Source organism: Rhodococcus ruber NBRC 15591, from assembly GCF_001894945.1.
GTDB lineage: Bacteria > Actinomycetota > Actinomycetes > Mycobacteriales > Mycobacteriaceae > Rhodococcus > Rhodococcus ruber.
The window spans coordinates 16,671-40,747 of the sequence record NZ_BCXE01000022.1 but is presented as its reverse complement, the minus strand read 5'-3'; the positions used below and the strand labels follow the sequence as shown (position 1 = coordinate 40,747).

Below are 24,077 nucleotides of genomic sequence, written 5' to 3'. Positions count from 1 at the left end.
GACGAATTCGGTGCGTACCCTTCTAGGCGTGCCACGCATCGCCTACTTCGGTCCCACCGGAACCTTCACGGAGATGGCCCTCGCCCGGTTCGAGGATGCCGGAACCTTCGACGGTCCGGTCGAGCGGGTGTCGGCCGCCAGCCCGCCCGCGGCGCTGCAACTCGTGCGCGACGGCGCGGTCGACGCTGCCGTGGTGCCGATCGAGAGCTCGGTAGAGGGTTCCGTGCCCCCCACGATGGATGCCCTCGCGGTGGGCCCGCGCCTGCAGATCGTGGCCGAGACCGAGCTGGACGTGGCCTTCACCGTCGTGGCCCGGCCCGGCGTCACGCTCGGCGAGGCCCGCACCGTGCACGCCTATCCGGTGGCCGCCGCACAGGTGCGCCAGTGGATCGCCGACCACATGCCGCAGGCCGAGGTGGTGACCGCCTCGTCCAACGCCGGGGCCGCCGAGGACGTCGCGGCCGGCAAGGCCGACGCGGGCGTGTCCACCGCGCTGGCCGGGCAGCGACTCGGCCTGCAGGTCCTCGCCGACGGCGTCGCCGATCACTCCGGCGCCCGCACCCGCTTCGTGCTGGCCACCCGGCCCGCCGCCACCCCGGCCCGCACCGGCGTCGACCGCACCTCGGTGATCCTGCAGCTGCCCAACGAGCCGGGCTCCCTCGTGCGGGCCATGACCGAGTTCGCCACCCGCGGCATCGACCTCACCCGGATCGAGTCCCGTCCCACCCGTCAGGAATACGGGACCTACTTCTTTCACTTGGACTGTGTCGGCCACATCGACGACGCGCTCGTCGCCGAGGCGCTCAAGGCGCTGCACCGCTTCGCGCAGGTGCGGTTCCTCGGCTCCTGGGCGGCGGTGTCCCAGCACGGTGTGGCCCCGGTGTCGGACGAAGAGGATGCGCGGTGGCTGCAACGGCTGCGGCGCGGGGAGGAAGAGCGTTGAGCGGCCGATTGATCCTGGTGCGGCACGGACAGACGGTGGCGAACGTCGCGCGTCGCCTCGACACCAAACTGCCGGGCGCCGAACTGACCGAGCTCGGCGTCGCGCAGGCCCGCACCCTCGGGCGGGGGTTCGCGCAGCAGCCGCCGACGGCATTGTTCGCCTCGCAGGCCCTGCGCGCCCGGCAGACCGCCGAGCACGTCGAACTCGCCGCGCGGGTGACCACCGTCGTCCGCGAAGGCCTGCACGAGGTGCAGGTCGGGGAGCTCGAGGACCGCAGCGACGAGGAATCCCACACGCTGTTCATGAAGGTGTACGAGTCCTGGCACACCGGCGACCTGCGCGACCGGGTGCCGGGCGGTGAATCGGGCATGGACGTCCTGGACCGCTACCTGCCGGTGGTCGAGTCGGTGCGGGCCGACTATCTCGACAGCGGTTCGGGGGACGTCGTGGTGGTCAGCCACGGTGCCGCGATCCGCCTCGTCGCCGCCCACCTCGGCCGGGTGCCGGGCAGCTTCGCGACCAGCAACCACCTCGCCAACACCGAGAGCGTCGAGCTGGTCCCGCTGCCGGGTGGCGGCTGGGAGTGCGTCCGCTGGGGCACCTTCCAGGGGCCGTTCCACGACACCGGGCGCGCCGGCGCCGACGATCCGATGGGCTGAGTTCGCCCCCACCGTCCGCCCTGGAAGCGCCCGGACGCGGAGGCGTCCCGGGTGCTGCCGGCGCACGGGTATCCTCGAGCCGTCCGAACGTAGCGATCGATAGGTTGGGTACGGCACATGGGAACTTCCACCGACGGCACCGTCGCGGACGGTGTCGCTGGGCCGGACTGGCGACGTCTCGAGCCGATGGAGCTGACTCCCATCCTCTCCGCGGCGCTCGATGCGTTCTACGAGACCGGGTTCCACGGCACCTCCGTGCGGGAGATCGCCCGCCGGGTGGGCGTCACCGTGCCCGCCCTGTACTACCACCACGAGAACAAGGAAGGCCTGCTCATCGCGCTGCTCGAGCTCTCGACGAGTGACGTGATGGCGCGCGCCTACGCCGCGGACGCCGACGGCGGCGACGACCCTGTGCAGCGGCTCGCCAATGCCGTCGAGGCGATCGTGCTGCGCATGACGAACCGTCCCCGACTCGCCGCGCTCGAGGGCGAGGTGCGCTACCTCAGTCCCGAGAACCGGCAGCGTTACCGCGCGGTGCGCAAGGAGATCGAGAAGCTCGTCCTCGAGATCGTCGAGGACGGGACCCGGCGCGGGGTGTTCGACGTCGAGGACCCGGCCGAGACCACCCGCGCGCTGCTGGGCATGTGCCAGTCCATCCCGCGGTGGTATCACCGCGAGGGCTCCCTGACTCCGGAAGAGGTGGCGCGCAAGTACGTCGCGATCGCCCTCAAGACGGTCGGCGCCACCCCCGCCTCGACGGCCTGACGGGCCGGCTCAGTTCCGCCCGAACACCGCCGTCCGCTTCTCCTGGAAGGCGCTCACGCCCTCGTGGAAGTCCGCGGACGCCAGCAGCTCGAGCTGGCCGGCTCGTTCGCGGCCGAACGCGTTGTCGAGCTCGCCGAGGGTCGCGTCGTTGATCGCGTCCTTGGTGGAGCGGAAGGCCTCGACGGGGCCGGCGGCGAGCCGGGCGGCGAGCGCGTCGACGGCGGCGGCGAAACCGTCGTCGGGGTACACCTCGGCGATCAGGCCGGCCGCGAGGGCCTCGCTCGCGGGCAGCCGTTCGGCGAGCAGCGCCATCTTCAGCGCTCGGGCCCGACCGATCGACGCGGCGACGAGTGCCGTCGCGCCGCCGTCGGGCATGAGGCCGATGCGGGTGAAGGCGAGCAACAGGTAGGCCGACTCCGCCGCGACGGTGAGATCGCAGCCCAGTGCGAGGGACACACCGACACCGGCAGCGGGACCGTTGACGGCGCCGACGACCGGCCGCGGGAAAGCGCGGATCGCGGCGACGGTGCGGTTGGCAGCGTCGATGGTCTCGGCCGACGGCGGCGCGGACAGGTCCTTGCCGGCGAGGTCGGCACCGGTGCAGAACGCGCGGCCGGCACCGGTGAGGACCGCGACGCGCACGGCGTCGTCGCCGGCGTGCTTCTCGAAGGCGTCGGCGACGGCCTCGAGGGTGGCGGCGGTGACGGCGTTCATCCGGGCGGGCCGGTCGAGGGTGATACGCAGGATGCCGTCGTCGACGGTCACGTCGAGACCGATCGGGTCGATGGTCATGGGTCCTCCGGGGGTCGGGTGCTCGGGACGATCAGGGGCGCAGGTTCAGGGCGACCTTGCCGGTCGCGGTCCGGTCGGCGAGCGACCGCAGCGCCTCGGCGGCATGCGTCATGGGGTGGACGGTGGGCTCGGGGACCTGCAGGGCCCCGGAGCGCAGCAGCGGTTCGAGCTGCGCCCATTGGCGGGCGGTGTAGCCGGGGAAGGTGCGCACGTACTCGCCCCATCCGGCGCCGAGGACCGAGATGTTGTTGAGCAGCAGGCGGTTGACCTTGACGGTGGGGATCTCGCCGCCCGTGAAGCCGAGGACCACCAGGCGTCCGTTCGGTGCCAGGCTACGCAGGCTGTCGGTGAACCGGTCTCCGCCGACGGGGTCGAGGACGATGTCGACCCCGCGGCCGCCGGTGAGCTCGAGGACCCGGTCCTTGAAGCCGTCCGCGAGGACGGTGTGGGTGGCGCGGTTGGCCTTCGCGACCGCCGCCTTCTCCGCGGTGCTCACCACCGCGACGGTCTCGAGGCCGAGGGCGGCCGCGACGTGCAGGGCGGCGACGCCGACACCGCCCGCGGCGCCGTGCACGAGCACCGTGTCGCCGGCGCGGTACCGGGCGCGTTCGTCGAGCGCGAAGTGGACGGTGAGGTAGTTCATGAGGAACCCGGCGCCGGCGGTCAGGGACACCGAATCGGGAAGCGGGAACAACGATTCCGGGGACACCGCGACGGTCTGCTGCCACGCGCCGGCGGCGGCGAGCACGGCGACCCGTCGTCCCGGTGTCAGGCCGCTGTCCGCCGGTGCGGAGCGCACGACGCCGGCCCCTTCGACGCCGAGCACGCATGGCAGGGGGCGCACGACCTGGTAGCCGGCGGTGGTCTGCAACAGGTCCGGGAACGAGACTCCGGCGGCGTGGAGATCGACGAGGACGCTGCCGTGCGGGTCGGGTTCGGGCACGTCCACGAGCCGCACGCCCTCGGGTCCGGTTCTGTCGATCAACTGCACGGCCTGCATGGGCTCTCCTGCCGTCCTTGTGGCCGAGCGGGTTTCGGTGCTCCGCGGCCCGGTGATCGCGTACCGCTCATCCATACCAGAACGTCCTGATCGGGCGCTAGCTAGACGAGACCATTGACCGATCGATCGGTCCGTGATAGTGATTTAGCGATCGATAAGTAGACCTGACCGTTTCCGACAGGAGCCCCATGGCCGAGGAGTCCACCGTCACCGAAGCTGCCGCGCTGTACGAGCGCCGCGGCAACGTCGCCGTCATCACGCTCAACCGCCCGCGGGCGCTCAACGCCGTGAACGCGGCGCTCTCGACGGCGGTCGGCACGCTGCTCGAGCAGGCCGAGGCCGACGAGGAGGTGCGCGTGGTGGTCCTCACCGGCGCCGGCCGCGCGTTCTGCGCGGGCGCCGACCTCAAGGCGCTCGCCACCGGCGAGAGTCTCGCCGCCGAGGGACATCCCGAATGGGGCTTCGCCGGGTACGCCCAGCACTGGATCAGCAAGCCGACCATCGCCGCGGTCAACGGGTTCGCCCTCGGCGGCGGCACCGAGCTGGTGCTCGCGTCCGACCTCGCGGTCGTCGACGAGGACGCCGAACTCGGCCTGCCCGAGGTCAAGCGGGGCCTGTTCGCCGCCGCGGGCGGGGTCATCCGCCTGCAGCAGCAGATCCCGCGCAAGATCGCCCTCGAGATCGCGCTGACCGGCGAGCCGATCTCCGCCGCCCAGGGCAGGGAACTGGGCCTGGTCAACCGGGTCGCCCCCGCGGGAACCGCGCTCGAGGTGGCGCTGGGCCTCGCCGAGACGATCGCCGCGAACGCGCCGCTGTCGGTGCGCGAATCGAAGGCGATGATCCACCGCACCGCGCACGGCGACGACTGGGAGCCGGGGGTGTGGGAGGCCAACGACGCCGCGCTGCGGACGGTCTTCACCAGCGAGGACGCCAAGGAAGGCCCGACCGCGTTCGCGCAGAAGCGGCAGCCGGTCTGGACGGGTCGCTGACCCTCTGATCTCGGCCCGGGGTCTCGTCGATCCCTCCGGGACACCCGGGCCGCTCCAACCCCTCGAAAGGAACTCCTCATGACCAACGCTGTCATCGTCGACGTGGTCCGCACCGCGGTCGGCAAGGGCAAGCCCGGCGGCGCGCTGTCCGGCACCCATCCCGTCGAACTGCTCGCCCACGTCCTGCGAGAGATCACCGCCCGCAACGACCTCGACCCCGCGCTGGTCGACGACGTCATCGGCGGCTGCGTCAACCAGGCCGGCGAACAGTCCCTGAACATCTCCCGCACCGCGCTGCTGTCGGCCGGGTTCCCCGAATCGGTGCCGGCCACCACCATCGACCGCCAGTGCGGCTCGAGCCAGCAGGCCGCGCACTTCGCCGCGCAGGGCGTCATCGCCGGCGCCTACGACATCGTCATCGCGTGCGGTGTCGAGTCGATGAGCCGCGTGCCGATGGGCACCTCGTCGATGGGCCAGGACGCCTCCGGCCCGGGCATCGCCGCCCGCTACCCGGAGGGCCTGGTCAACCAGGGCATCTCCGCCGAACTGATCGCCGCGAAGTGGAAGTTCGACCGCGAGGCGCTCGACACCTTCTCGGCGCAGTCGCACCAGCGGGCCGCCGAGGCGATCGCCGCCGGCTTCTTCGACAAGGAGATCGTCCCGATCACGGTCACCAACGCCGCCGGTGAGCAGGTCCGGCACACCGTCGACGAGACGGTGCGCGCCGCGACCACCGTCGAAGGCCTGGCCGGACTGAAGCCGTCGTTCTACACCGAGGCGTACGCCCAGCGCTTCCCCGAGGCGCAGTGGCTCGTCACCCCGGGCAACTCGTCGCCGCTGACCGACGGTGCCTCCGCGGCGCTGATCATGAGCGAGGAGGCCGCGGCCAAGCTCGGCCTGACCCCGCGGGCCCGGTTCCACTCGTTCGCCGTCGCCGGAGACGACCCGCTGTTCATGCTCACCGCGCCGATCCCGGCCACCCGCAAGATCCTCGCCAAGTCCGGGCTCAGCATCGACGACATCGACGCCTACGAGGTCAACGAGGCGTTCGCCCCGGTGCCGCTGATGTGGGCACACGAGTTCGGCGCCGACCCGGCCAAGCTCAACCCGCGCGGCGGCGCCATCGCCCTCGGCCACGCCCTCGGCTCGTCCGGCACCCGCCTGCTGACCACACTGGTGAACCATCTCGAGGCCACCGGCGGCCGCTACGGCCTGCAGACCATGTGCGAGGGTGCCGGCATGGCCAACGCCACCGTCATCGAACGCCTCTGAGACACAACAGAACCGAAGGGAAGAACATGATCGTCAACGACAGCGTCGCCGTCGTCACCGGGGGCGCCTCCGGCCTCGGCCTCGCGACCGTCGAGGCCCTGCTCGCCGACGGCGCCCAGGTCGTCATCATCGACCTGCCGTCCTCCAACGGCGAGACCATCGCCAAGGAACTCGGCGACCGCGTCCGCTTCGCCGCCGCCGACGTCACCGACGAGGCCGCCGTCACCGAGGCCCTCGACCTGGCCGAATCGCTCGGCCCGCTGCGGGTCGCGGTCAACTGCGCCGGCATCGGCAACGCCGTCAAGACCGTGAGCAAGAAGGGCGCTTTCCCGCTCGACGCGTTCAAGAAGGTCGTCGACGTCAACCTCTTCGGCACGTTCAACGTCATCCGCTTGGCCGCCGAGCGCATCGCGAAGACCGAGCCCGTCGACGGCGAGCGCGGCGTCATCATCAACACCGCCTCCGTCGCCGCGTTCGACGGTCAGATCGGGCAGGCCGCCTACTCCGCGTCCAAGGGCGGTGTCGTCGGCATGACCCTGCCGATCGCCCGCGACCTCGCGTCGCTGCTCATCCGCGTCGTCACCATCGCGCCGGGCCTGTTCAAGACCCCGCTGCTCGGGTCGCTGCCGGAGGAGGCACAGAAGTCCCTCGGTCAGCAGGTCCCGCATCCGGCCCGCCTCGGCGACCCGTCCGAGTACGGCGCCCTGGCCGCGCACATCGTCTCCAACCCCATGCTCAACGGCGAGGTCATCCGCCTCGACGGTGCCATCCGCATGGCCCCGCGCTGATCGTCGCACACGAGCAACATGTGAGAGGACGGGGTCGATGACTGCCCAGCCCGAACCCCGCCGGTTGGCGAACTGGCGGGAGTTCGAGGCGCTGCAGCTCGACCCCATCCTCGAGCATGCCCTGGACGCCTTCGGCGAGAACGGTTTCCACGGCACCAGCGTCCGGGATCTGGCCCGCCGGGTCGGGGTGACGGTACCCGCGCTGTACTACCACCACGAGAACAAGGAAGCCGTCCTCGTCGCGCTCCTCCACACCGCCGTACGTGATCTCACCGAGCGCGCCCTCGCGGCCGTCGCCGCGGGCGGCGACGACCCCGTGCGGCGCTTCACCCACTTCGTCGAGGCGATCGTGCTGAACTCGACCTACCGATCCCGGCAGTCCGCCCTCGACTCCGAGTTGCGCCACGTGTCGCCGCAGAATCGCCGCCACTACGCCGCAACCCGCAAGCGTGTCGAGTTGATCGCCCTCGATCTCGTCGGCGAGGGCGTCGAACGCGGCGTGTTCGTCGTCGACGACATCGCCGAGGCGGTGCGGGCCCTGCTCGGCATGTGCCAGTCCATCGCCCGCTGGTACCGGATCGGCGGGCCCCTGACCCCCGACCAGGTCGCCGCGCGCTACACCGTCATCGCGCTGCGCATCGTGGGGTGCCCGTCCGGAGCGTGACTGCCGTGCCGCACCGCCCGCCCTGCACACCGAGACCGTGCACACCGAGACAGGGACATTCATGAAGCGCTACTTCTTCGACGCCGACCACGACGCGTACCGGGAGACGGTACGCGAGTTCCTCGCCCGCGAGGTCGAACCGAACTACGAACGCTGGGAGGACGAGCGGCTGATCGACCGCTCCGCCTGGATCGCCGCGGGCAAGGCGGGCGTCGTCGGCCTCGGCGTCCCCGAGGAGTACGGCGGGTCCGGCGTGACCGACTACCGGTTCCGCTGCGTCGTCGCCGAGGAGATCGCCCGCACCGGCACCACCTCGTTCGGCTCCGGCATGAGCCTGCAGGACGACATCGCCGTCCCCTACATCGCCGACCTCGGCACCGAGGAGCAGAAGCGCCGCTGGCTGCCCGGCATGGCCGCCGGCGAACTCATCGGGGCCATCGCCATGACCGAGCCCGGCACCGGGTCCGACCTGCAGGGGATCAAGACCACCGCGGTGCGCGACGGCGACGACTGGATCCTGACCGGGCAGAAGACGTTCATCACCAACGGAATCCATTCCGACCTGGTGATCGTCGTCGCCCGCACCGACCCGAAGGCCGGCGCCCGCGGCTTCTCCCTGCTCGTCGTCGAACGCGACATGCCGGGCTTTACCCGCGGCCGCAAACTGCACAAGGTGGGCCTGGCCGGCCAGGACACCGCCGAGCTGTCCTTCGACGCCGTACGGGTGCCGGCGGACAACCTGCTCGGGACCGAGGGGCAGGGGTTCGTGCACCTCATGGAACACCTTCCCCTCGAACGCATCTCCATCGCCGTCGGTGCCGTCGCCGCCGCCCGGGCGGCGTACGGGTGGACCAAGGACTACGTGTTCGAACGCACGGCATTCGGCAAGCCGATCGGCGACCTGCAGAACACCCGCTTCGCCCTCGCCGGGATGCTCACCGAGATCGAGGTGACCGGTTCCCACGTCGACCGGTGCGTGCTCGCGCTGAACGCCGGGGAGCTGACCGCCGTCGACGCCGCGAAGGCCAAGTGGTGGGCCACCGAGCTGCAGAAGCGCGTCGTGGACCGGTGCGTGCAGTTGCACGGCGGCTACGGGTACATGATGGAGTACCCCATCGGGCGCGCCTTCGTCGACACCCGCATCCAGACCATCTACGGTGGCACCACCGAGATCATGAAGGAGATCATCGGCCGGGACATCGCCGCCGAATACGCCTGATCCACGCCACCTTCGAAGGAGCGACACGATGTTCGATCTGTCCGGGAAGCGGGCACTGGTCACCGGCGGCTCGGCCGGCATCGGCCTGGGCATGGCGCGGGGACTCGCCGCGGCGGGCGCCGACGTCGCGCTGTGGGGCCGCGGCACCGACCGGCTCGCGAAGGCGGCGGCCGACCTCGAGGCGACCGGGGTCCGCGTGCTCACCCGATCGGTGGACGTGTCCGACGAAGCGGCCGTCCGCGACGGTGTCGCCGCGACGGTCGAGGAACTCGGCGGGCTGGACGTCGTCGTGGTCAACGCCGGAATCGGGGTGCCGCTCGCGCGGTTCGTCGACTCGAGCACCGAGGACTACCGGAAGGTGATGGCGGCCAACCTCGACGGCGCGTACTTCACCCTGCGGGAGACGGCCGGGGTGCTCGTCGGCCAGGGCACCGGCGGATCGATGATCGTCACGTCGAGCCTGGGTGCGATCCAGGGCGCCGGACGCAATCAGGCGTACGCCGCCACCAAGGCCGGGGTCCTGGCGCTGGCCAACGGCTGCGCGGTGGAACTCGCCCGGCACCGCATCCGCGTCAACAGCGTGCTGCCCGGCTGGATCGCCACCGACATGACCGGGCCGCTGCAGGACTCGGAGACGTTCGAGTCCCACGTGATCTCGCGGGTACCGTTGGGCCGGTGGGGAACTCCCGAGGACTTCGCCGGCATCGCCGTGTACCTTGCGAGTGACGCTTCCGCGTTCCAGACCGGATCGTCCACCCTGATCGACGGCGGATACTCGATCTTCTGAGCCGCCGGAAATGTTGTCCAGCAAGAATCGTCCACGAGGAGGAGCTATGGCACTGACCGCATTCCTGGAGCTCGAGTTCAAGCCCGAGACGCTCGGGGAGGGCCGCGCACTGATGGACCGGGTTCTGAAGGAGACCCGCGCGTTCGACGGGTGCCTCGGCATCGAGGTGCTCGCCGACCGGTCGAACGAGGCGCACTGGGTCGTCGTGGAGAAGTGGGAGTCCGAACAGCACGACGCCGCCTACCGCGAGTTCCGGGCCGGGCCCGGCGCCATCACCGAACTCGGCCCGCTGCTCGCCGGCGCGCCGAAGCTGACCTACTTCGACGAGGTCTGACCGGCAGGGGGTGGGCAGATTCCGCCCTGGGGTGCCTGGGCACGGGTGACGCCGTGGTCGACGATCGGTATGTCGGATCGACGCCCGCCCACCCGGTCCCGGGGACGGCGGAACCCCCCCAGGAAAGGCGGACGCCATGAACGTCGAAGAGATGGCCCGGACCCTGCTCACCCTCGATGACGAAGCGGCGCTGCGCAGCGTCGCGGCGATCGAGGACGCCACCTTCGCCGCGTATGCGAGCGACTACGTCGAAGCCATGACCCGGCCCGGCTGCAAGGGGTGTCACGGCGGCTGATCGACGGACGTGCAACGGCCGGAGTACCACAGTGCTCCGGCCGTCCCGTCCCCTCGACCGCCACCGGAGGAACCCCCATGACCGCTGCGCTGCCGCTGCTGCTGCGCCCGCACCCCCACGTCACGACGGCCTCGGCCGAATCCCTGGACTTCCAGGCCCGCGTCGGACATCCCACGGCGCCGGATCCCGCGCCGTGCGTCCTCGTCCTCACCCGGGCCGCCGACCGCGAGGTCGACGCTCTGTCACTGTGGCTCGCCGCGCGCGGCACCGCGCTGGTGCGTCTGGACAGCGACCGCTGCGCCGGCACCGACGTGCAGTGGGACCCGCTCGACGGCCTGCTCGTCCGTGACGGCCGGACGTTCCGGCCCCGGGTGTGCTGGTCGCGGTACTTCGACGTGGACGCCCTGCACAGCGGGCACACCGCACCCGACGTGACACTGCACGTGCGGGACCAGTGGCAGGCGTTCGTCACCGCCCTGGCAGCGCACGAAGGGGTGCGCACGCTCAACCCCGCCGCGCGGCCCGGAACCCCCGATCGGCTCACCCAGCTCGCTGCCGCGCGCGCGGCCGGGCTGCGCGTCCCCGCGACCCTCGTGACGACACGGCTCGACGTCGCGGCCCGGGCCCTCCCGGGCGACGGCGACCTGCTGGTCAAGAGCCTCGGCCGGCACTGCGTCGAACCACGGCCCGGCCGTCTGCGCGGCATCTACCCACAGCGCGTCCCCCGCACGGCACTCGACGGTCGACAGGACACGGGTGCACCCGTGCTCGTGCAGGAGTACGTGGCGGCCGACCGGGAGCTGCGCATCCACGCCGTCGGCGGAACCCTGATCGGGTACGCCGTCACGCGGCCCACCCCGGAGTCGTTGTGGACCCGGCCGGAGTCGATCACCGTGCGGCGCTGTGCCATTCCGTCCGGCATCGACGAAGCGGTGCGGGGGCTCCTAGACCGGTTCCGGCTCGACCTCGCCGCCGTCGACCTGCTCGACACGCCCACCGGCCCGGTGTTCCTCGAGGTCAATCCCGAATTCGACTGGCGCTGGGCCGAACACGGCGCCGGTGACTCCGACACCACGAACGCGGTGCGCGCTCTGATCGCCGCCGCCGTCCCCGCACACCGAGGAGAGAACCGATGACCCGTGTCGCCGTCGCCGAGTACGCGGTGCTGTTCTGGCGCAACGGCACGTTGGTGTGGGACGACTACCTGCACCACCGGCAGTTCGCCCTCACCCCCGACAGCGAGCGGGTCCTGCGCTGGTTCGCGTCGTGGCGCGAACTCGACAGCATCGCGGAACTGGGGGAGTTGCCCCTCGGAATCGCCCACCGGCTGCTCGAGGCGCAGGTGCTCGTCGCCGAGGGTTCGGCCGAGCACGCCGAGCAGCAGCAGATGCTCGTCGAATGGGGCACGTGGGGTCCGTCGGCTCGCTACCTGCACTTCGCGGCCCGCACCGGCTCGGACGTCCGGTTCGCCGACGTGCTCGACGACGAACTGCGGTCGGCTGCCAAGGCGAGCGAACAGCCGGCGCCCGCGGCCGCCAAGTCCTATCCGCAGCATCCGATGATCCCCGTGCCCGGCGACCGGCCGGACTCGTCGGGATGGCAGCGTCCGGGCCTCGTCGAGGCGCTGTTCGAGCGCCGTTCGGTCCGGCAGTTCACGGCCGATCCCGTGTCTCTCGACGCCGTGGGCACCGTCGCCCGCGTCGCGGCGGGGCCCGTCACGGTGATCGACCATCCGCAGGTCGGGCAGGTGCTGCTGAAGACCAGCCCGTCCGCCGGTGCCCGCACCCCCCTCGAGCTGTATCTGTACGCGAACCGCGTCGACGGACTCGAGCCGGGGTTCTTCCACTACGCGCCGATGCGCGGTGGGCTGGAACGGATCGGGCCGAGCGTGCCCCGGCCCGTGCTGGACGCGGCGCTCGGCGAGCAGCCGTGGTTGTCGGACTGCCCGGCGCTGCTCATCTACACGGCGGTACCGGCCCGGACCCGGTGGCGGTACGAACACTCCCGGGCCTACCGCGACATCCTCGTCGAACTCGGCCACGTCAGTCAGACCGTCCTGCTCACCGCCACCGCGCTGGGCCTCGGTGCGGTGACGGCGACGGCGATGCGCGACCGCGAGCTCGAAGACCTGCTCGGCTGCGACCCCAGCGCCGAACCGGTCCTGGCGGTCACGGCGCTCGGTCACCCCGCCGGCCTCGGGTGACGTCCGTGTCCGGTGCCCTCCGCAATCCCGACTTCGCGCGGCTGTGCGTCGGGCAGGCGGTCGCGCAGCTCGGGAGCCGCGGCTACGGCGTCGCGATCATGCTGTGGGTGCTCGCGGTCAGTGGTTCTGCCGCGACGGTCGGCCTGGTCTCCACCGTGACGATGGGTGCCTTCACGGCCGCCACGGTGCCCGCCGGGTGGATCGTCGACCGCTTCGATCGCCGTCGCGTCATGATCACCGTCGATGCCTGCTCGGCCGTCGCCGCAGCGGTGCTGGCGTACTGCGCGTGGCGCGGCCTGTTCCATCCGGTGCCCGTCCTCGCGGCCGTGTCGGTGCTCGGGGCGGGGTGGGCGGTGCGCGGGCTCGCCGAGGACGCGGCGGTGCCGCAGGTGGTCGAACGCGAGCAGATCGGTACGGCGTACGGGCTTTTCGAGGCACGGGGGTATGCGACGGGCGTGGCCGGACCGCCGCTCGCGGCCACCCTCTACGGCCTCGGCGCCGCGCTGCCCTTCGCGGGACATGCCGTGTCGTTCGTGGTGGCGGGGGCCGCCGCGGCCCGGGTCCGCACCCCGCTGCAGGCGCCTCGCGGCCCCGGCCCGGTCGCGGAGCGGCCGTGGGCGTCGATCCGGGAAGGGTTGCGGTGGTTCGCATCCCACCGGTTCGTCCGTACCACCGCGGCGCTGACGGCCGTCGCCGAGTTCGTGGTCAACGGCTGTGGGCTGGTGGTGGTCGTGCTCCTGGCCGGCAGCGGTGCGCCGTCCTCGACGGTGGGGATCGTGCTCGCCGGCGCGTACGGCGGGGGCATGCTCGGAGCCCTGGCGGTGCCGCGGCTCCGGCGCCGGATCCCGGCGCACCGTCTGCTCGTGCTCTCGGCGGCCCTCGGGGTTCTGGCGGTCCTCGCGGCGGCCACGGGGTCGCCGTTCGTCGCCGCCGCCGGTTACGCGGCCCTGCTGGCGGTGACCCCGTCGTGGTCGGTGGTGGTGACCGCTCGCTGTGCCGAACTGGTACCCGACGCGGTGCGGGGCCGGGTCGGCGCGGCCACCGGCCTGGTCACGTCGCTGCCGGCGATGTTCGCGCCGCTGACGGTGGGCGTGCTGACGACGGCCGTCGGCGCGGCGAGCACCGCGTGGATGCTCGCCGCCCTCCTCGGCGGGGTGGCCGTGGCGGCCGCCGTCAGCCGGACGGTGCGCCTACAGGCCGGCGAGCCGCTCGCGCGCCGCGCGGTACTCGGTGGCGAGCCGGTCGACGAGCTCGGCAGCGGGTACGACGGCGTCGACCGCGCCGATGCCCTGTCCTGAACCCCAGATGTCGCGCCACGCCTTGGCCGCCGGTGCCGATCCCGCGCTCTCACCGGTGCCGAAGTCCATGGCCGACGGATCCGACACGGCGAGGTTGTTCGGGTCGAGACCCGCGGCTTCGATGCTGCCGCGCAGGTAGTTGCCGTGCACGCCGGTGAACAGGTTCGAGTAGACGATGTCCGCGGCGGTCGAGTCGACGATCATGTCCTTGTAGCGGTCGTCGGCGTTGGCCTCCTCGGTGGCGATGAACGCCGACCCGACGTAGGCGAGATCGGCGCCGGCGGCCTGCGCGGCGAGGATCGAGCGGCCGTGCGCGATCGAGCCCGACAGCAGCAGCGGGCCGTCGAACCACTCGCGGATCTCCTGGACCAGCGCGAACGGGGACTGGGCGCCGGCATGCCCACCGGCACCGGCGGCGACGGCGATGAGCCCGTCGGCGCCCTTGTCGATCGCCTTGCGCGCGAAGGTGTTGTTGATGACGTCGTGCAGGACGATGCCGCCGTAGGAGTGGATGGCGTCGTTGACGTCGGTGCGGGCGCCGAGGGAGGTGATGACGACCGGGACCTCGAATTCGACGATGGTGGCGAGGTCTTCTTCGAGGCGGTCGTTGGAGCGGTGCACGATGAGATTGACCGCATACGGCGCGGACGGCGCTTCGGGGTGGTTGGCGTCGTGCTTGGCGAGGGCCTCGGTGATGCGGGTGAGCCACTCGCGCAGCATCGCCTGGGGGCGCGCGTTGAGCGAGGGGAACGAGCCGACGACGCCGGAGGTGCACTGGGCGATCACCAGGTCCGGGCCGGAGACGATGAACATCGGCGACGCCACGACGGGCAGGCGCAGCCGGTCTTGCAGGATCGAGGGCAGGGCCATGCGGAACTCCTTGTGCTGTGCGGTCTTACGGTTCGTTCTCAGGGGCGGTGCGTTCTCAGGGGCGGTTCGTTCTCAGGGGCGGTGCGTTCTCGGGGGCGGTGCGGTCTTGCCGGCGGTGCGGCCTTACGAGTGCCCGAGCTGGGCGGCCATGAGCGGCATGAGGGCCTGCAGGCCCTTGACCGGCCGGATCATCACCTTGAACGAGGTGATCTGCCCGGCGTCGTTCCAGTGCATCATGTCGATGCCGTCGACGTGGATGCCGTCGAGATCGGCGGTGAACTCGAGCACCGCCGATCCGTCGGAGTACCACTCGCCGACGTACCGGAAGTCCCGCCCGGTGAACACGGCGAGCGCGGCCCGCAGGTAGGCGAGGGTCAGGTCTCTCCCCTCCTGCGGCGTGAACACCGCGGGGGAGTAGAAGACGGCGTCGTCGGCGATCAGATCGTCCAGGACTGCCTCGTCGCTGTGCTCGACGATGTGGTGCCAGCGTTCGACGACGGCGGGTCGGACGTGGGTCGACATGAGGATCCCCTCTCGGTTCGTCGCCCCCGAGCGTAGGGGCCACCCATCTAAACAGTCAATGGTGACCGTTCAGGGACGGAACGGTGGCGTCGGCAGGTCGTCACCGAACAGATCCGGCAGATCCCTCGACACCCGGTCCGGGAACGCCGCGGGACGCTTCTCGAGGAAGGACGAGATGCCTTCCCGGGCGTCGGGGCCCGTGCCGCGGATGTTGATGCCGCGGGTCTCGATGCGGTGCGCGATCATCGGATGCTCCGCGCCGAGCGTGCGCCACATCATCTGCCGGGACAGCGCCACCGAGACCGGCGCCGAGTGCTCGGTGAGGCTGCGGGCCAACGCGCGGGCCTGATCGAGCAGATCGGCCGCGGGATGGAGCGCGTAGACGAGCCCGGCCGCGTGGGCCTCGGTCGCGTCGAAGATCCGTCCCGAGTACGCCCAGTCCAGGGCGGTCTGCAGCGGAACCAGGCGGGGCAGGAACCAGGTGGAACACGACTCGGGGACGAGGCCGCGGCGGTTGAAGACGAAGCCGATACGGGCGTCGTCGGCGGCGAGGCGGAAGTCCGCCGCAAGCGTCATGGTGATGCCGACGCCGACGGCCGGGCCGTTGATCGCCGCGATGATCGGCTTGCGGCACTCGAACATGCGCAGCACGACGCGGCCGCCACCGTCGCGCCGGACGTCGTCGGCGCGCGGTTCGTCGAGTCGCTGCGCGAACGTGTCGGCGCCCGCAGAGAGATCTGCGCCCGCGCAGAAGGCGCGTCCGGCGCCGGTGATGACGACGGCGCGCACGGAATCGTCGGCGTCGCAGCGGTCGTAGGCCTCGATCAGCTCGTGCTCCATCGTGGTGGTGAAGGCGTTGAGCTGGTCGGGACGGTCGAGGGTGATGGTGGCGATGCCGTCGGCGACGGACAGGTCGATGTGTTCCACGCCGGTCAGCATGACATGTTTACTGAGCGATCGGTAGGTGTCCCGGTCGTGCACAGCGCGGCGCCCCCGTCGCGAGTCGGTGACGGGGGCGCAGGCGCGACGTGCAGGGGCTATCCGCGGGTCACGCGGCCGCGGCGGAACTCCTTGCCGCCCCAGATGCCGGACTGCCGGGTCTCGCCGGCGTAGGCGGCGCATGCGGCGACGAGCGGGCAGCGGGCGCACACCCGGCGGGCGTAGTCGAACGACTCCGACGGGTCCGGGAACCAGGCGTCCGGCGTCGCGTCGCCGCGGCACGCGGCCAGGTCCCAGTCCGGCGTGGTGTCCGACGGGGCGAGCAGGTCGGTGAGCATCGTGGTCACGGGCAGGTCCTCCTTCCGAGGATGGAATGCAGGTTCGGGCTGGGCGGCGCAGTGCCCCGGGTGACGTCGCGGCAGATCGAAACGTCTTGTGGCGCAGAGCTGTAGAGGAATGGACGGACGCGGGGGCGGCCGCCGGGTGCCCGCCCGGCGGTCAGCAGATGCCGGGTCGCGTCGTCGGCGACCCCGCTGGGGGAAGGGCACACGCGACGAGATGTCGCATCGGCTGCCTCACCGGCGCAGCCGGTGGCACTGTGCGCATCGCGTGTCTCCTTCCGTGTCGTAGCCGTCGTCGATCGCTCGAGTCCAACATCCCTCGCCGCCGGGATCTTCCCTTCGGTGCGGGAACAGTGACGGGTACCTCATGCCCCGGGTTCCGCTACATAGGTTTCGGCTATGGGTCGATCTCCCGTTCGGACTTTGTCCTGGGTGCCGGTCCGGTGATCGACTCGACGAGACGCTCCGGCGGTGCCTACGTGCGCGGCCGGAACCCCGAGGGCCCGCGACGAGGAGACGCCACGTGAGCGCTGTACTGACCGAGTTCGGCGACGGCATCGCCGTCATGACCATCAACCGCCCCGAGGCACGCAATGCCGTCGACCTCGAGGTCGCCGAGGCGCTCGCCGCCGCCGTCGACGAGTTCGAGGCGCGACCGGACCTGGTCGTCGGGATCGTCACCGGCGCCGGCGGCACCTTCTGCGCCGGCATGGATCTCAAGGCGTTCACCCGCGGCGAGCGACCGTCGCTGCCCGGCCGGGGATTCGCCGGCCTCACCGAGCGTCCGCCGACGAAGCCGCTGATCGCCGCGGTCGAGGGCTGGGCCCTCGCCGGCGGGTGCGAGCTCGCCCTCTCGGCGGACCTCGTCGTCGCCGCCCGGGGTGCCAAGTTCGGATTGCCCGAGGTCAAGCGCGGACTCGTCGCCGCAGGCGGCGGTCTGCTGCGCCTGCCCAAGGTGCTGCCCTACCAGCTCGCGATGGAGATCGTGCTGACCGGGGACCCCCTCACCGCCGAGGTGGCGCACGCGCACGGTCTGGTCAACACCCTCACCGAGCCGGGCGCGGCCCTGGACGGGGCGCGGGCGCTCGCGGCCCGCATCAGCGGCAACGGGCCGCTCGCCGTCCGTGCGTCCAAGCAGATCATGTCCTCGGCGGTGCAGTACACCGACGCGCAGGCGTTCGCGTCGCAGCGCGCGCTCGTCGAGCCGGTGTTCGCCTCCGCGGACGCGCAGGAAGGCGCCCGCGCGTTCGCCGAGAAGCGCGCGCCGGTGTGGCGCGCGGAGTGAGAACTCCGGGAACCGCTACGACGCGAGGATCCGAGCCTTCTCGGCCTCGAATTCGGCCTCGGTCAGCACACCCTGTGTCTTCAGTTCGGCGAGTTCCTTCAGGGCGGTGATCCGGTCCATGCCGCTGTCCGCGGGGGGAGCGGCCGGCTCCGGGGCGGGCGGCGGTGGTGCGTACTCGTACTGGGGTTGTTCCTCCGCCGCCCAGCGCCGGCCCTGACGCCGGGAGACGCGGTTGGAGACGGCGGTGGCGGTTCCGGCCACCACGGCGGTGCGGGCGACCCCGCGAATCAGTCCGGGCATGACGGTGTTCTCCTCGGGTGAGTATTCGGGATCTTCGGATTCGGACCCTGCTGCGGTGGTTCAGGTCCGGTCGTCGAGTGCCTCGAGCGATGCGAGCATGCTCTGGACCGGGATGCGGCCGGAGGCGACGAGCTGGGCCCCGTTGCGGCGCAGGGCGGCCGCGAAGGGTGCGGCCCAGGTGTTCTCGTAGACGAGAATCGCCGCCGAACATCCCGGTTCGAGGGCCGCGCCGGCCTCGCCGAGGTCGCCGTCGTCGAGCAGGCCGGTAGCCGCCTCGGCGAAGAGGGTCACGTCGATGTCGCCCTCGAGTCCGACGTCGGAGATGTCGATCCCGCTCACGGAACCGTCGGTGTCCTTGCGGACGAAGGCCAGGTCCAGCACCCGGATGATCCCGCGCGCGACGAGGTCGTACAGCAGCGGCAGCGCCGAGCCGTCTGGCGGACGGTCTGCCGGGAACTCGACGACGAGATAGTCGACGGGACCCAAGACGTCGGCATCGTTCATGGGATTACCTCTTTTCGCTGTGCCCGGAACGGAGTGTCGGGCCGTGCCACCCCGTCGCCGCGGTGGCAAGTACGCTCGACCGACCTCGACAGCCCCATTCTTCTCCGCTCGGCCCCGCAATGGCTTCGCTTCGGTCGAGGTGGTGACCAAAGCCCTCTCGAATTGCGGGGATGTCGGTCGCCGTCGACGGTCGGGGCCCGGCAAAGATCACCAACTCGATGCGAGACGGCCGGTGGTGCGCGCACAATACCGTAGGTCGGGCCGGATCGAAGGGTAGGCGATTGGCATGTCCCAGGACACGAGTGTCAAGCAGGGTGTGGCGGCCGGTACGTCCATGGGCGCCGCGATCATCCTCGTCACGATCGGTATCCTCCAGATCTTCCAGGGGATCGCCGCCGTGGCGGAGGACGAGTTGTTCGTCGTCGGAATCGAGTACACGTACAAGTTCGACTTCACCACCTGGGGATGGATCCACATCGTGCTCGGTGCGGTGGTCACCCTCGTGGGGTTCGCGTTGTTCACCGGTGCGACCTGGGCGAGGGTTGCGGCCATCGTCCTTGCCGCGCTGTCGATCCTCGCCAACTTCATGTGGTTGCCGTACTACCCGTGGTGGTCGCTGCTCATCATCGCGCTCAACGTGGTCGTCATCTGGGCGGTGTCCACATGGAACCCGCGCCGGGACTACTACTGACGGCGCCGGCGGGCCGGGACGTCGCCGATGCCCGACGATGACGCCTCGTTCGGCCTGCCGGAGGTAGGGGGTCGCCGGCTGCTGTGGCTGGCGGTGCTGCGGCCGGGGCTCACCACGGTGGTGTTGTTGATCGCGTACTTCGTGCTGCCGCTCGAGGAGTTCGACGACGTCTCCGCCGTGGTGTTGCTGACCGGTGGACTGCTGGTGGTGGGCGCCGTGTGTGCCTGGCAGGTCCGGCAGGTACTGCGGTCCCCGTACCCTGGCGTGCAGGCGATCGAAGCGCTGCTGCTGACGGTCGCCGTCTATGTGGTCGGGTACTCGACCGTGTATCACGTCGTGTCGTACAACTCTCCGGAATCGTTCGACGAGCCGCTCTCGCGGATCGACGCCCTGTACTTCTGCGTGACCGTCTTCGCCACGGTGGGTTTCGGGGACATCGTCGCAGTCAGCCAGGCCGCGCGGGCCCTCGTCACGGCGCAGATGGTCGGCAACCTCGTCCTCATCGCCCTCGGCATCCGATTTCTGACCGCTGCCGTGAAGTGGCGTCAACAGCAGACGAAGACGTGAGAGGAAGACCCGGATGACCGAGACCTCGAGAAGAGGCGGAGTGGTCGAACATCCCACCAGGGAGGCGCGGGCGGAACGCGGTCGGGCGGCACGCGCCCGGATCCCGCTCTCCGCGCTCGCCGAGTTCGATACGAGCGGTCGTCCCGATCCGCTCGACCTGTTGGAGCAGCAGGCGACGTCCCGGGTGCCGGACCTGGTTCCGGTGCGCTACGGCCGCATGGCAGAAACTCCGTTCTCCTTCTATCGCGGTGCGGCCCTGGTGATGGCCGACGATCTGTCCCGCGGGCCGACCACGACCGTCCTCACGCAGCTGTGCGGGGACGCGCACCTGAGCAATTTCGGAATCTTCGCCACTCCGGAACGCAAGCTGACCTTCGACATCAACGACTTCGACGAGACCTACCCCGGCCCGTTCGAGTGGGACGTCAAGCGACTCGTCGCCAGCCTCGTGATCGCCGCGCAGGACAACGGTTTCACGGGCAAGCAGCAGACACGGATCGCCCGTGCCTGTGCCGCCGAATACCGCGAGACGATCGCCCGGCAGGCGGAGCGGGGAAATCTGGCGGTCTGGTATTCGCACATCGAAGCCGGAACGGAACTCGCGGAGCTGCGCGACGAACTCGACTCGTCCATGAAGAAGCGCCTGCGCAAGACGCTCGAGAAGTCCCGGCACCGGGACAGCGTCCAAGCGCTGGCCAAGCTGACCGAGGTGGTCGACGGCCGGCGTCGGATCATCAGTACCCCGCCGCTCATCGTCCCCGTCGAGGAGGTCTTCGCCGACGCGGACGCCGAACTGCTGTACCAGGAACTGCATCAGCGCCTGCGCGACTATCGGTCGACGCTCCAGTGGGACCGCCGGGTGCTGCTCGAGCAGTTCGAGTTCGTGCAGGCGGCGCGCAAGGTCGTCGGTGTCGGCAGCGTCGGGACGCGCGCCTGGATCTTCCTGCTGCGCGGCACGGGTGACGACGACCCACTCTTCCTGCAGGCCAAGGAGGCACAACGGTCCGTGCTCTCGTACTACGTGGACGGACCGACGTTCGCCAACGAGGGCGAACGGGTGGTCAACGGCCAGCGGCTGATGCAGGCGGCCAGCGACATCTTCCTCGGCTGGCAGCAGGGCCCCGGGCCGGACGGCGTCCGGCGTGACTTCTACCTGCGTCAGTTGCGGGACGGCAAGGGCTCGGCGGTGGTCGAGGCGATGACTCCGACCGGAATGACGCTGTACGGGCGGCTGTGCGGGCGGGTCCTGGCGTACGGGCACGCCCGATCCGGCGACCGCATCACGATCGCCGCGTACCTGGGATCCGGCACCGAATTCGACGACGCCATAACGTCGTTCGCGATCGCCTACGCCGAGCAGAACACCCGGGACCATGCCGCGCTCGTCGCCGCGATCTCCGCGGGGCGGATCACCGCGCGGCGGGGGGTCTGATCCGAGGCTCAGCGTCGGTCTCGACGGTCCTCCCGCCGATCTTCCCGTCGGTCGGAACGCCGGCGGACACCGTGCGCGACCACCGCCGCCGTCGCGACGGTGGTGGCCGTACGAGCCACGGGTGCGGGTCCGATCACCGCGGCGCGACGCATTCGTCTGGCTGCGAGGGGCATGTCAATCTCCTTCTTGTTCATCTGCTTCGAGTGCGGCCAACAGGGCCTGCACGGGAATGCGGCCGCTGGCCACCAGCTGCCCGCCGGCGCGGCGTATCGCCGATGCGAACGGCGCGGCCCACAGGTTCTCCCACACCAGCAGGGCCGCGGTGCTGCCGGGCTCGACGGCCGCGGCAACCGCTTCGACGTCCTCCTCGCTGAGCAGCATTGCGAGCTCGGCCTCGTAGGAGCGCAACGCGCCGATCTCGGCTTCGTCCAGGTCGGAGAGCTCGAACGCTTCCAGCGATCCGTCGGTTTCCTTCTTCAACAGCAGCAGATCCAGGACCCGCACGATCCCCCGCTCGACGAGGTCGTCGAGCGCGGGTGCGATCTCGCCCCTGAACCTGCTGCCGGGGAACTCCACCACGATCCAGTCGACCGGACCGAGTTCGTCGATGTTCTCGGTGGACCTGCTTGTGTCTTCGGTCATTTCGCTTCTTACCCCTCGCTGATCGATCGACTGGGCGTACCGGGGTACCGGTCGACTACCCCGCGGGATGACATGCCGACGCCCGGTTCGGGAGACATCGCCAGGGCCTCTCGGGTGGGGAGGGGCGAGTTGGTGATCGCTCGACGACAGCGTGTGCCCTCGGTGTCGTCGAGCTTAGTCGTTGCCGGAAGAGTCGGCGGTCGAATCGTCCAGGCCACCGGGTCTGTGAGGGTGCGCCGCATCTGCATGTCCGGCTGTCCTTTCGCCTTCCAGGGGCGGGGACAGCCGACGGGGATGCCGTTCGAACCAGTGCGCGTAGCGGACCGCGAGGGGAGCGGCAGTGACCCCGTGGGCAAGCACCGATACCGCGATCGTCACGATGGCGGTCGTGAGCAGGAGATCCTCGTGTGGGAGTTCGCCGGGCTCCTCGAGGATCAGAATGGCGAAGACGATCGTCGCGAGCCCGCGCGGGCCGAACCAGCCGACGAAGGCGACGGTCGGTCCGCGGGCGTGGAGGCCGATCAGGGCGAGCGCGACGGGCACCATCCGGACGACGGTCAGGCTGAGCACGGCGTAGACCGCCATCGTCCACGACAGTCGCCCGAGGGCCGGTCCGAGCAGCACGGCGCCGAAGACGATGAAGGTCACAGCGTTGAACAGGTCGCCGGTCTCGTCGATCAGGTGAGAGACCTCGCCCTCACTCCGCCGCTCGAGTGCGCCGAAGGTCAGCCCGCCGACGAACGCCGCGATGAAGCCCGAGCCACCCAGCGGGACCGCGACGGTGTAGGCGAGTGCCGCGGCGGCCACCGGGACGATCTGCCTCCAGAGGTGGTCGAGCGGGTAGCGGCGGCCGACCACGACCAGGACGGTGCCGGCGATCGCGCCGGCGCCGACGCCGGCGACGATGCCGAATCCGATCTGCTCGGCGACCAATCGGACCGCGGCGCCGTCGCCAATCGCACCGGATTCCGCACGTGCGACGGCCAGCACGATCAGGAACAGCGGCACGCAGATGCCGTCGTTGAGTCCGCTTTCGACATTCAGGCCCTGTCGTACCCGTGACGGCAGGATCGGTAGGGTCACCACCGCCTGACCGAGGGCCGCGTCGGTCGGTGCGAGAATCACCGCGAGCAGGAGCGCCTCCGGCCAGGCCAGATCACCGAGGACGACCAGCGCGGCGGCGAACCCGGCCGCGATGGTCAAGGGCAGACCCAGGCCGAGCAACCTGGCGGGAAGCGAGATTTCGGTCCGCAGGGCGGAGAGATCGACGCGCGAGGCGTCGGAGAACAGCACGAGCGCAAGCGTTACCTCGGCGAGCAGTTTCACCGTCTCGCTCGCCGCGTCGACATCGATCAGTCCGGCGGCCTCCCCGCCGACGAGCAGACCGCCGGCGGTGAAGACGATCGGGGCGGTGATCGGTGTACCCGCGACGCGTCCGGAAATCGCGGCGAAGACGAGCAGGATTCCGGCGATGGCAGGGAGCGCCCAGGTCATGGCGGTGTGGTGCCGGACGGCGGGGACAGGTGGTTCGTGGAGGTGTCGGTCGGCAACCGTTGCTGGGCGAACGGCCCGAGCAGCGTCGCAAGGTCTCGGCGGGCGCCCACCATCTCCAGGGTCGCGCCGGAGTCGTGCCGGAAACGGACCGCGACCGGGTCGTCGATCCCGTTGGTTCCGGGAGCGAGGTCGGACGGTCCACTCTCCACGGCCTGGATCCCGAGCAGGCTCGTGCGGCTGAGGAACGGGTTCCCGCCGTGCAGCACCAGTACCGTGTGGATCCAGTGGCCGACGCCGGTGATCCGAGCGAAGTCCGGTTTCAGTCCCGGGAGTTCACCCGAGACTGACCGGGACTTGCAGGAGAACGCTTCGGGAAGGTGCTTGATCCGGCTGCGTCCGCGCAGCAGAACGACGAGTGCGGCCGCGCACAGCCACAGGGGAATCCCGAGGAACGCCAGAACGAGCCAAATCATGGTCGGGCC

29 protein-coding genes are annotated in these 24,077 nt (G+C 70.8%); 18 read left to right on the top strand and 11 right to left on the bottom strand.

The features are described 5' to 3' along the window. Nucleotides 1–28: 28 nt before the first annotated feature. The 3 genes from pheA to RR3_RS14805 all read left to right on the top strand — a co-directional run bounded on the left by pheA (nucleotide 29) and on the right by RR3_RS14805 (nucleotide 2,367). Nucleotides 29–943: a prephenate dehydratase gene (pheA, locus tag RR3_RS14815; protein ID WP_064066213.1), complete on the top strand. Its 915-nt coding sequence runs from the start codon at nucleotides 29–31 to the stop codon at nucleotides 941–943. Further along, on the top strand, nucleotides 940–1,602 hold the full coding sequence (locus RR3_RS14810) for a histidine phosphatase family protein (RefSeq protein WP_026137966.1): 663 nt from the start codon (nucleotides 940–942) through the stop codon (nucleotides 1,600–1,602). Before pheA ends, RR3_RS14810 begins: the two co-directional genes overlap by 4 nt. A 117-nt stretch (nucleotides 1,603–1,719) precedes the next feature. Beyond that, nucleotides 1,720–2,367 (top strand): TetR/AcrR family transcriptional regulator, encoded by a 648-nt coding sequence (locus tag RR3_RS14805; RefSeq protein WP_017681565.1) that lies wholly within the window; start codon nucleotides 1,720–1,722, stop codon nucleotides 2,365–2,367. 9 nt (nucleotides 2,368–2,376) lie between these two features. Here the strand turns inward: RR3_RS14805 and RR3_RS14800 are convergent, their stop codons facing one another. Together RR3_RS14800 and RR3_RS14795 are read right to left on the bottom strand one after the other, a co-directional pair. Further along, nucleotides 2,377–3,159, bottom strand: a complete 783-nt coding sequence (locus tag RR3_RS14800) for an enoyl-CoA hydratase (RefSeq protein WP_064066212.1) — start codon at nucleotides 3,157–3,159, stop codon at nucleotides 2,377–2,379. Between the two features lie 31 nt (nucleotides 3,160–3,190). Then, nucleotides 3,191–4,159: an NADPH:quinone oxidoreductase family protein gene (locus RR3_RS14795; protein ID WP_064066211.1), complete on the bottom strand. Its 969-nt coding sequence runs from the start codon at nucleotides 4,157–4,159 to the stop codon at nucleotides 3,191–3,193. Between the two features lie 188 nt (nucleotides 4,160–4,347). On the opposite strand from RR3_RS14795, the gene RR3_RS14790 reads away from it, so the two are divergent. From RR3_RS14790 to RR3_RS14745, 11 genes are all read left to right on the top strand, one after another. Further along, on the top strand, nucleotides 4,348–5,148 hold the full coding sequence (locus RR3_RS14790) for a crotonase/enoyl-CoA hydratase family protein (RefSeq protein ID WP_010595986.1): 801 nt from the start codon (nucleotides 4,348–4,350) through the stop codon (nucleotides 5,146–5,148). 78 nt (nucleotides 5,149–5,226) lie between these two features. Next, on the top strand, nucleotides 5,227–6,420 hold the full coding sequence (locus RR3_RS14785) for a thiolase family protein (RefSeq protein ID WP_064066210.1): 1,194 nt from the start codon (nucleotides 5,227–5,229) through the stop codon (nucleotides 6,418–6,420). A 26-nt stretch (nucleotides 6,421–6,446) separates the two neighbouring features. Further along, nucleotides 6,447–7,208 (top strand): 3-hydroxyacyl-CoA dehydrogenase, encoded by a 762-nt coding sequence (locus RR3_RS14780; protein ID WP_010595988.1) that lies wholly within the window; start codon nucleotides 6,447–6,449, stop codon nucleotides 7,206–7,208. A 37-nt stretch (nucleotides 7,209–7,245) separates the two neighbouring features. Further along, complete coding sequence (locus tag RR3_RS14775) at nucleotides 7,246–7,872, top strand: TetR/AcrR family transcriptional regulator (protein WP_040271417.1); 627 nt, start codon at nucleotides 7,246–7,248, stop codon at nucleotides 7,870–7,872. A 61-nt stretch (nucleotides 7,873–7,933) separates the two neighbouring features. Next, on the top strand, nucleotides 7,934–9,091 hold the full coding sequence (locus RR3_RS14770) for an acyl-CoA dehydrogenase family protein (protein WP_064066209.1): 1,158 nt from the start codon (nucleotides 7,934–7,936) through the stop codon (nucleotides 9,089–9,091). Nucleotides 9,092–9,119: 28 nt separating this feature from the next. Then, the gene (locus RR3_RS14765; protein ID WP_010595991.1) at nucleotides 9,120–9,878 is read left to right on the top strand and encodes an SDR family NAD(P)-dependent oxidoreductase; all 759 of its coding nucleotides are present in this window, start codon (nucleotides 9,120–9,122) and stop codon (nucleotides 9,876–9,878) included. 46 nt (nucleotides 9,879–9,924) lie between these two features. Then, nucleotides 9,925–10,212: a putative quinol monooxygenase gene (locus RR3_RS14760; RefSeq protein WP_010595992.1), complete on the top strand. Its 288-nt coding sequence runs from the start codon at nucleotides 9,925–9,927 to the stop codon at nucleotides 10,210–10,212. Between the two features lie 136 nt (nucleotides 10,213–10,348). Further along, nucleotides 10,349–10,507: a hypothetical protein gene (locus RR3_RS24930; RefSeq protein ID WP_010595993.1), complete on the top strand. Its 159-nt coding sequence runs from the start codon at nucleotides 10,349–10,351 to the stop codon at nucleotides 10,505–10,507. A gap of 77 nt (nucleotides 10,508–10,584) precedes the next feature. After that, entirely contained in the window at nucleotides 10,585–11,643 is a 1,059-nt protein-coding gene (locus RR3_RS14755) for an ATP-grasp domain-containing protein (protein ID WP_010595994.1), read from the top strand. Continuing rightward, nucleotides 11,640–12,710 (top strand): SagB/ThcOx family dehydrogenase, encoded by a 1,071-nt coding sequence (locus RR3_RS14750; RefSeq protein ID WP_064066208.1) that lies wholly within the window; start codon nucleotides 11,640–11,642, stop codon nucleotides 12,708–12,710. The genes RR3_RS14755 and RR3_RS14750 overlap by 4 nt, the downstream gene beginning before the upstream one ends. Before the next feature lie 5 nt (nucleotides 12,711–12,715). Beyond that, nucleotides 12,716–14,008, top strand: coding sequence for an MFS transporter (locus tag RR3_RS14745; protein WP_234420153.1), 1,293 nt, complete (start codon nucleotides 12,716–12,718; stop codon nucleotides 14,006–14,008). Here the strand turns inward: RR3_RS14745 and RR3_RS14740 are convergent. The 4 genes from RR3_RS14740 to RR3_RS14725 all read right to left on the bottom strand — a co-directional run bounded on the left by RR3_RS14740 (nucleotide 13,901) and on the right by RR3_RS14725 (nucleotide 16,686). After that, on the bottom strand, nucleotides 13,901–14,878 hold the full coding sequence (locus RR3_RS14740) for an NAD(P)H-dependent flavin oxidoreductase (RefSeq protein ID WP_064066206.1): 978 nt from the start codon (nucleotides 14,876–14,878) through the stop codon (nucleotides 13,901–13,903). The genes RR3_RS14745 and RR3_RS14740 overlap by 108 nt on opposite strands. A gap of 123 nt (nucleotides 14,879–15,001) precedes the next feature. Further along, a complete protein-coding gene (locus RR3_RS14735) occupies nucleotides 15,002–15,400 on the bottom strand; it encodes a nuclear transport factor 2 family protein (RefSeq protein WP_064066205.1) in 399 nt (132 codons plus the stop codon). A 69-nt stretch (nucleotides 15,401–15,469) separates the two neighbouring features. Next, entirely contained in the window at nucleotides 15,470–16,327 is an 858-nt protein-coding gene (locus tag RR3_RS14730) for a crotonase/enoyl-CoA hydratase family protein (RefSeq protein ID WP_174557576.1), read from the bottom strand. 110 nt (nucleotides 16,328–16,437) lie between these two features. Next, complete coding sequence (locus tag RR3_RS14725; RefSeq protein ID WP_017681556.1) at nucleotides 16,438–16,686, bottom strand: WhiB family transcriptional regulator; 249 nt, start codon at nucleotides 16,684–16,686, stop codon at nucleotides 16,438–16,440. Nucleotides 16,687–17,203: 517 nt separating this feature from the next. Between RR3_RS14725 and RR3_RS14720 the strand changes: the two genes are divergently transcribed. Further along, a complete protein-coding gene (locus RR3_RS14720) occupies nucleotides 17,204–17,965 on the top strand; it encodes a crotonase/enoyl-CoA hydratase family protein (RefSeq protein ID WP_017681555.1) in 762 nt (253 codons plus the stop codon). Between the two features lie 15 nt (nucleotides 17,966–17,980). Here the strand turns inward: RR3_RS14720 and RR3_RS14715 are convergent, their stop codons facing one another. Both RR3_RS14715 and RR3_RS14710 read right to left on the bottom strand, forming a co-directional pair. Next, nucleotides 17,981–18,265, bottom strand: coding sequence for an SHOCT domain-containing protein (locus RR3_RS14715; protein ID WP_017681554.1), 285 nt, complete (start codon nucleotides 18,263–18,265; stop codon nucleotides 17,981–17,983). 60 nt (nucleotides 18,266–18,325) lie between these two features. Next, complete coding sequence (locus RR3_RS14710) at nucleotides 18,326–18,769, bottom strand: DUF6325 family protein (RefSeq protein WP_064066203.1); 444 nt, start codon at nucleotides 18,767–18,769, stop codon at nucleotides 18,326–18,328. Between the two features lie 286 nt (nucleotides 18,770–19,055). Here RR3_RS14710 and RR3_RS14705 point away from each other — a divergent pair, with 286 nt between their 5' ends. The 3 genes from RR3_RS14705 to RR3_RS14695 are packed head-to-tail and all read left to right on the top strand — an operon-like array spanning nucleotide 19,056 to nucleotide 21,459. After that, nucleotides 19,056–19,460 carry a DUF7144 family membrane protein gene (locus RR3_RS14705; protein ID WP_017681552.1) on the top strand — a complete coding sequence of 135 codons (405 nt, stop codon included), beginning with the start codon at nucleotides 19,056–19,058 and terminating at the stop codon, nucleotides 19,458–19,460. Between the two features lie 27 nt (nucleotides 19,461–19,487). Beyond that, complete coding sequence (locus RR3_RS14700; protein WP_064066202.1) at nucleotides 19,488–20,027, top strand: potassium channel family protein; 540 nt, start codon at nucleotides 19,488–19,490, stop codon at nucleotides 20,025–20,027. A gap of 13 nt (nucleotides 20,028–20,040) precedes the next feature. Next, nucleotides 20,041–21,459, top strand: a complete 1,419-nt coding sequence (locus RR3_RS14695; protein ID WP_026137964.1) for a DUF2252 domain-containing protein — start codon at nucleotides 20,041–20,043, stop codon at nucleotides 21,457–21,459. Between the two features lie 174 nt (nucleotides 21,460–21,633). On the opposite strand, the gene RR3_RS14690 is transcribed toward RR3_RS14695, so the two are convergent. From RR3_RS14690 to RR3_RS14680, 3 genes are all read right to left on the bottom strand, one after another. Then, nucleotides 21,634–22,101 carry a DUF6325 family protein gene (locus RR3_RS14690; protein ID WP_017681549.1) on the bottom strand — a complete coding sequence of 156 codons (468 nt, stop codon included), beginning with the start codon at nucleotides 22,099–22,101 and terminating at the stop codon, nucleotides 21,634–21,636. A gap of 174 nt (nucleotides 22,102–22,275) precedes the next feature. Then, nucleotides 22,276–23,595: a cation:proton antiporter gene (locus RR3_RS14685; RefSeq protein ID WP_064066201.1), complete on the bottom strand. Its 1,320-nt coding sequence runs from the start codon at nucleotides 23,593–23,595 to the stop codon at nucleotides 22,276–22,278. Continuing rightward, nucleotides 23,592–24,068, bottom strand: coding sequence for a hypothetical protein (locus RR3_RS14680; RefSeq protein ID WP_064066200.1), 477 nt, complete (start codon nucleotides 24,066–24,068; stop codon nucleotides 23,592–23,594). The genes RR3_RS14685 and RR3_RS14680 overlap by 4 nt, the downstream gene beginning before the upstream one ends. Nucleotides 24,069–24,077 lie beyond the last annotated feature (9 nt).

Excerpts from the sequence above, each read along its gene's own strand:
- RR3_RS14755 (WP_010595994.1), top strand. The coding sequence starts at position 10,585 with ATGACCGCTGCGCTGCCGCTGCTGCTGCGCCCGCACCCCCACGTCACG.
- RR3_RS14680 (WP_064066200.1), bottom strand. The coding sequence starts at position 24,068 with ATGATTTGGCTCGTTCTGGCGTTCCTCGGGATTCCCCTGTGGCTGTGC.
- RR3_RS14690 (WP_017681549.1), bottom strand. The coding sequence starts at position 22,101 with ATGACCGAAGACACAAGCAGGTCCACCGAGAACATCGACGAACTCGGT.
- RR3_RS14760 (WP_010595992.1), top strand. The coding sequence starts at position 9,925 with ATGGCACTGACCGCATTCCTGGAGCTCGAGTTCAAGCCCGAGACGCTC.
- RR3_RS14775 (WP_040271417.1), top strand. The coding sequence starts at position 7,246 with ATGACTGCCCAGCCCGAACCCCGCCGGTTGGCGAACTGGCGGGAGTTC.
- RR3_RS14770 (WP_064066209.1), top strand. The coding sequence starts at position 7,934 with ATGAAGCGCTACTTCTTCGACGCCGACCACGACGCGTACCGGGAGACG.
- RR3_RS24930 (WP_010595993.1), top strand. The coding sequence starts at position 10,349 with ATGAACGTCGAAGAGATGGCCCGGACCCTGCTCACCCTCGATGACGAA.
- RR3_RS14780 (WP_010595988.1), top strand. The coding sequence starts at position 6,447 with ATGATCGTCAACGACAGCGTCGCCGTCGTCACCGGGGGCGCCTCCGGC.
- RR3_RS14695 (WP_026137964.1), top strand. The coding sequence starts at position 20,041 with ATGACCGAGACCTCGAGAAGAGGCGGAGTGGTCGAACATCCCACCAGG.
- RR3_RS14705 (WP_017681552.1), top strand. The coding sequence starts at position 19,056 with ATGTCCCAGGACACGAGTGTCAAGCAGGGTGTGGCGGCCGGTACGTCC.
- RR3_RS14740 (WP_064066206.1), bottom strand. The coding sequence starts at position 14,878 with ATGGCCCTGCCCTCGATCCTGCAAGACCGGCTGCGCCTGCCCGTCGTG.
- RR3_RS14685 (WP_064066201.1), bottom strand. The coding sequence starts at position 23,595 with ATGACCTGGGCGCTCCCTGCCATCGCCGGAATCCTGCTCGTCTTCGCC.
- RR3_RS14800 (WP_064066212.1), bottom strand. The coding sequence starts at position 3,159 with ATGACCATCGACCCGATCGGTCTCGACGTGACCGTCGACGACGGCATC.
- RR3_RS14735 (WP_064066205.1), bottom strand. The coding sequence starts at position 15,400 with ATGTCGACCCACGTCCGACCCGCCGTCGTCGAACGCTGGCACCACATC.
- RR3_RS14805 (WP_017681565.1), top strand. The coding sequence starts at position 1,720 with ATGGGAACTTCCACCGACGGCACCGTCGCGGACGGTGTCGCTGGGCCG.
- RR3_RS14765 (WP_010595991.1), top strand. The coding sequence starts at position 9,120 with ATGTTCGATCTGTCCGGGAAGCGGGCACTGGTCACCGGCGGCTCGGCC.
- RR3_RS14795 (WP_064066211.1), bottom strand. The coding sequence starts at position 4,159 with ATGCAGGCCGTGCAGTTGATCGACAGAACCGGACCCGAGGGCGTGCGG.
- RR3_RS14785 (WP_064066210.1), top strand. The coding sequence starts at position 5,227 with ATGACCAACGCTGTCATCGTCGACGTGGTCCGCACCGCGGTCGGCAAG.
- RR3_RS14750 (WP_064066208.1), top strand. The coding sequence starts at position 11,640 with ATGACCCGTGTCGCCGTCGCCGAGTACGCGGTGCTGTTCTGGCGCAAC.
- RR3_RS14710 (WP_064066203.1), bottom strand. The coding sequence starts at position 18,769 with ATGAACGATGCCGACGTCTTGGGTCCCGTCGACTATCTCGTCGTCGAG.
- RR3_RS14700 (WP_064066202.1), top strand. The coding sequence starts at position 19,488 with ATGCCCGACGATGACGCCTCGTTCGGCCTGCCGGAGGTAGGGGGTCGC.
- RR3_RS14715 (WP_017681554.1), bottom strand. The coding sequence starts at position 18,265 with ATGCCCGGACTGATTCGCGGGGTCGCCCGCACCGCCGTGGTGGCCGGA.
- RR3_RS14790 (WP_010595986.1), top strand. The coding sequence starts at position 4,348 with ATGGCCGAGGAGTCCACCGTCACCGAAGCTGCCGCGCTGTACGAGCGC.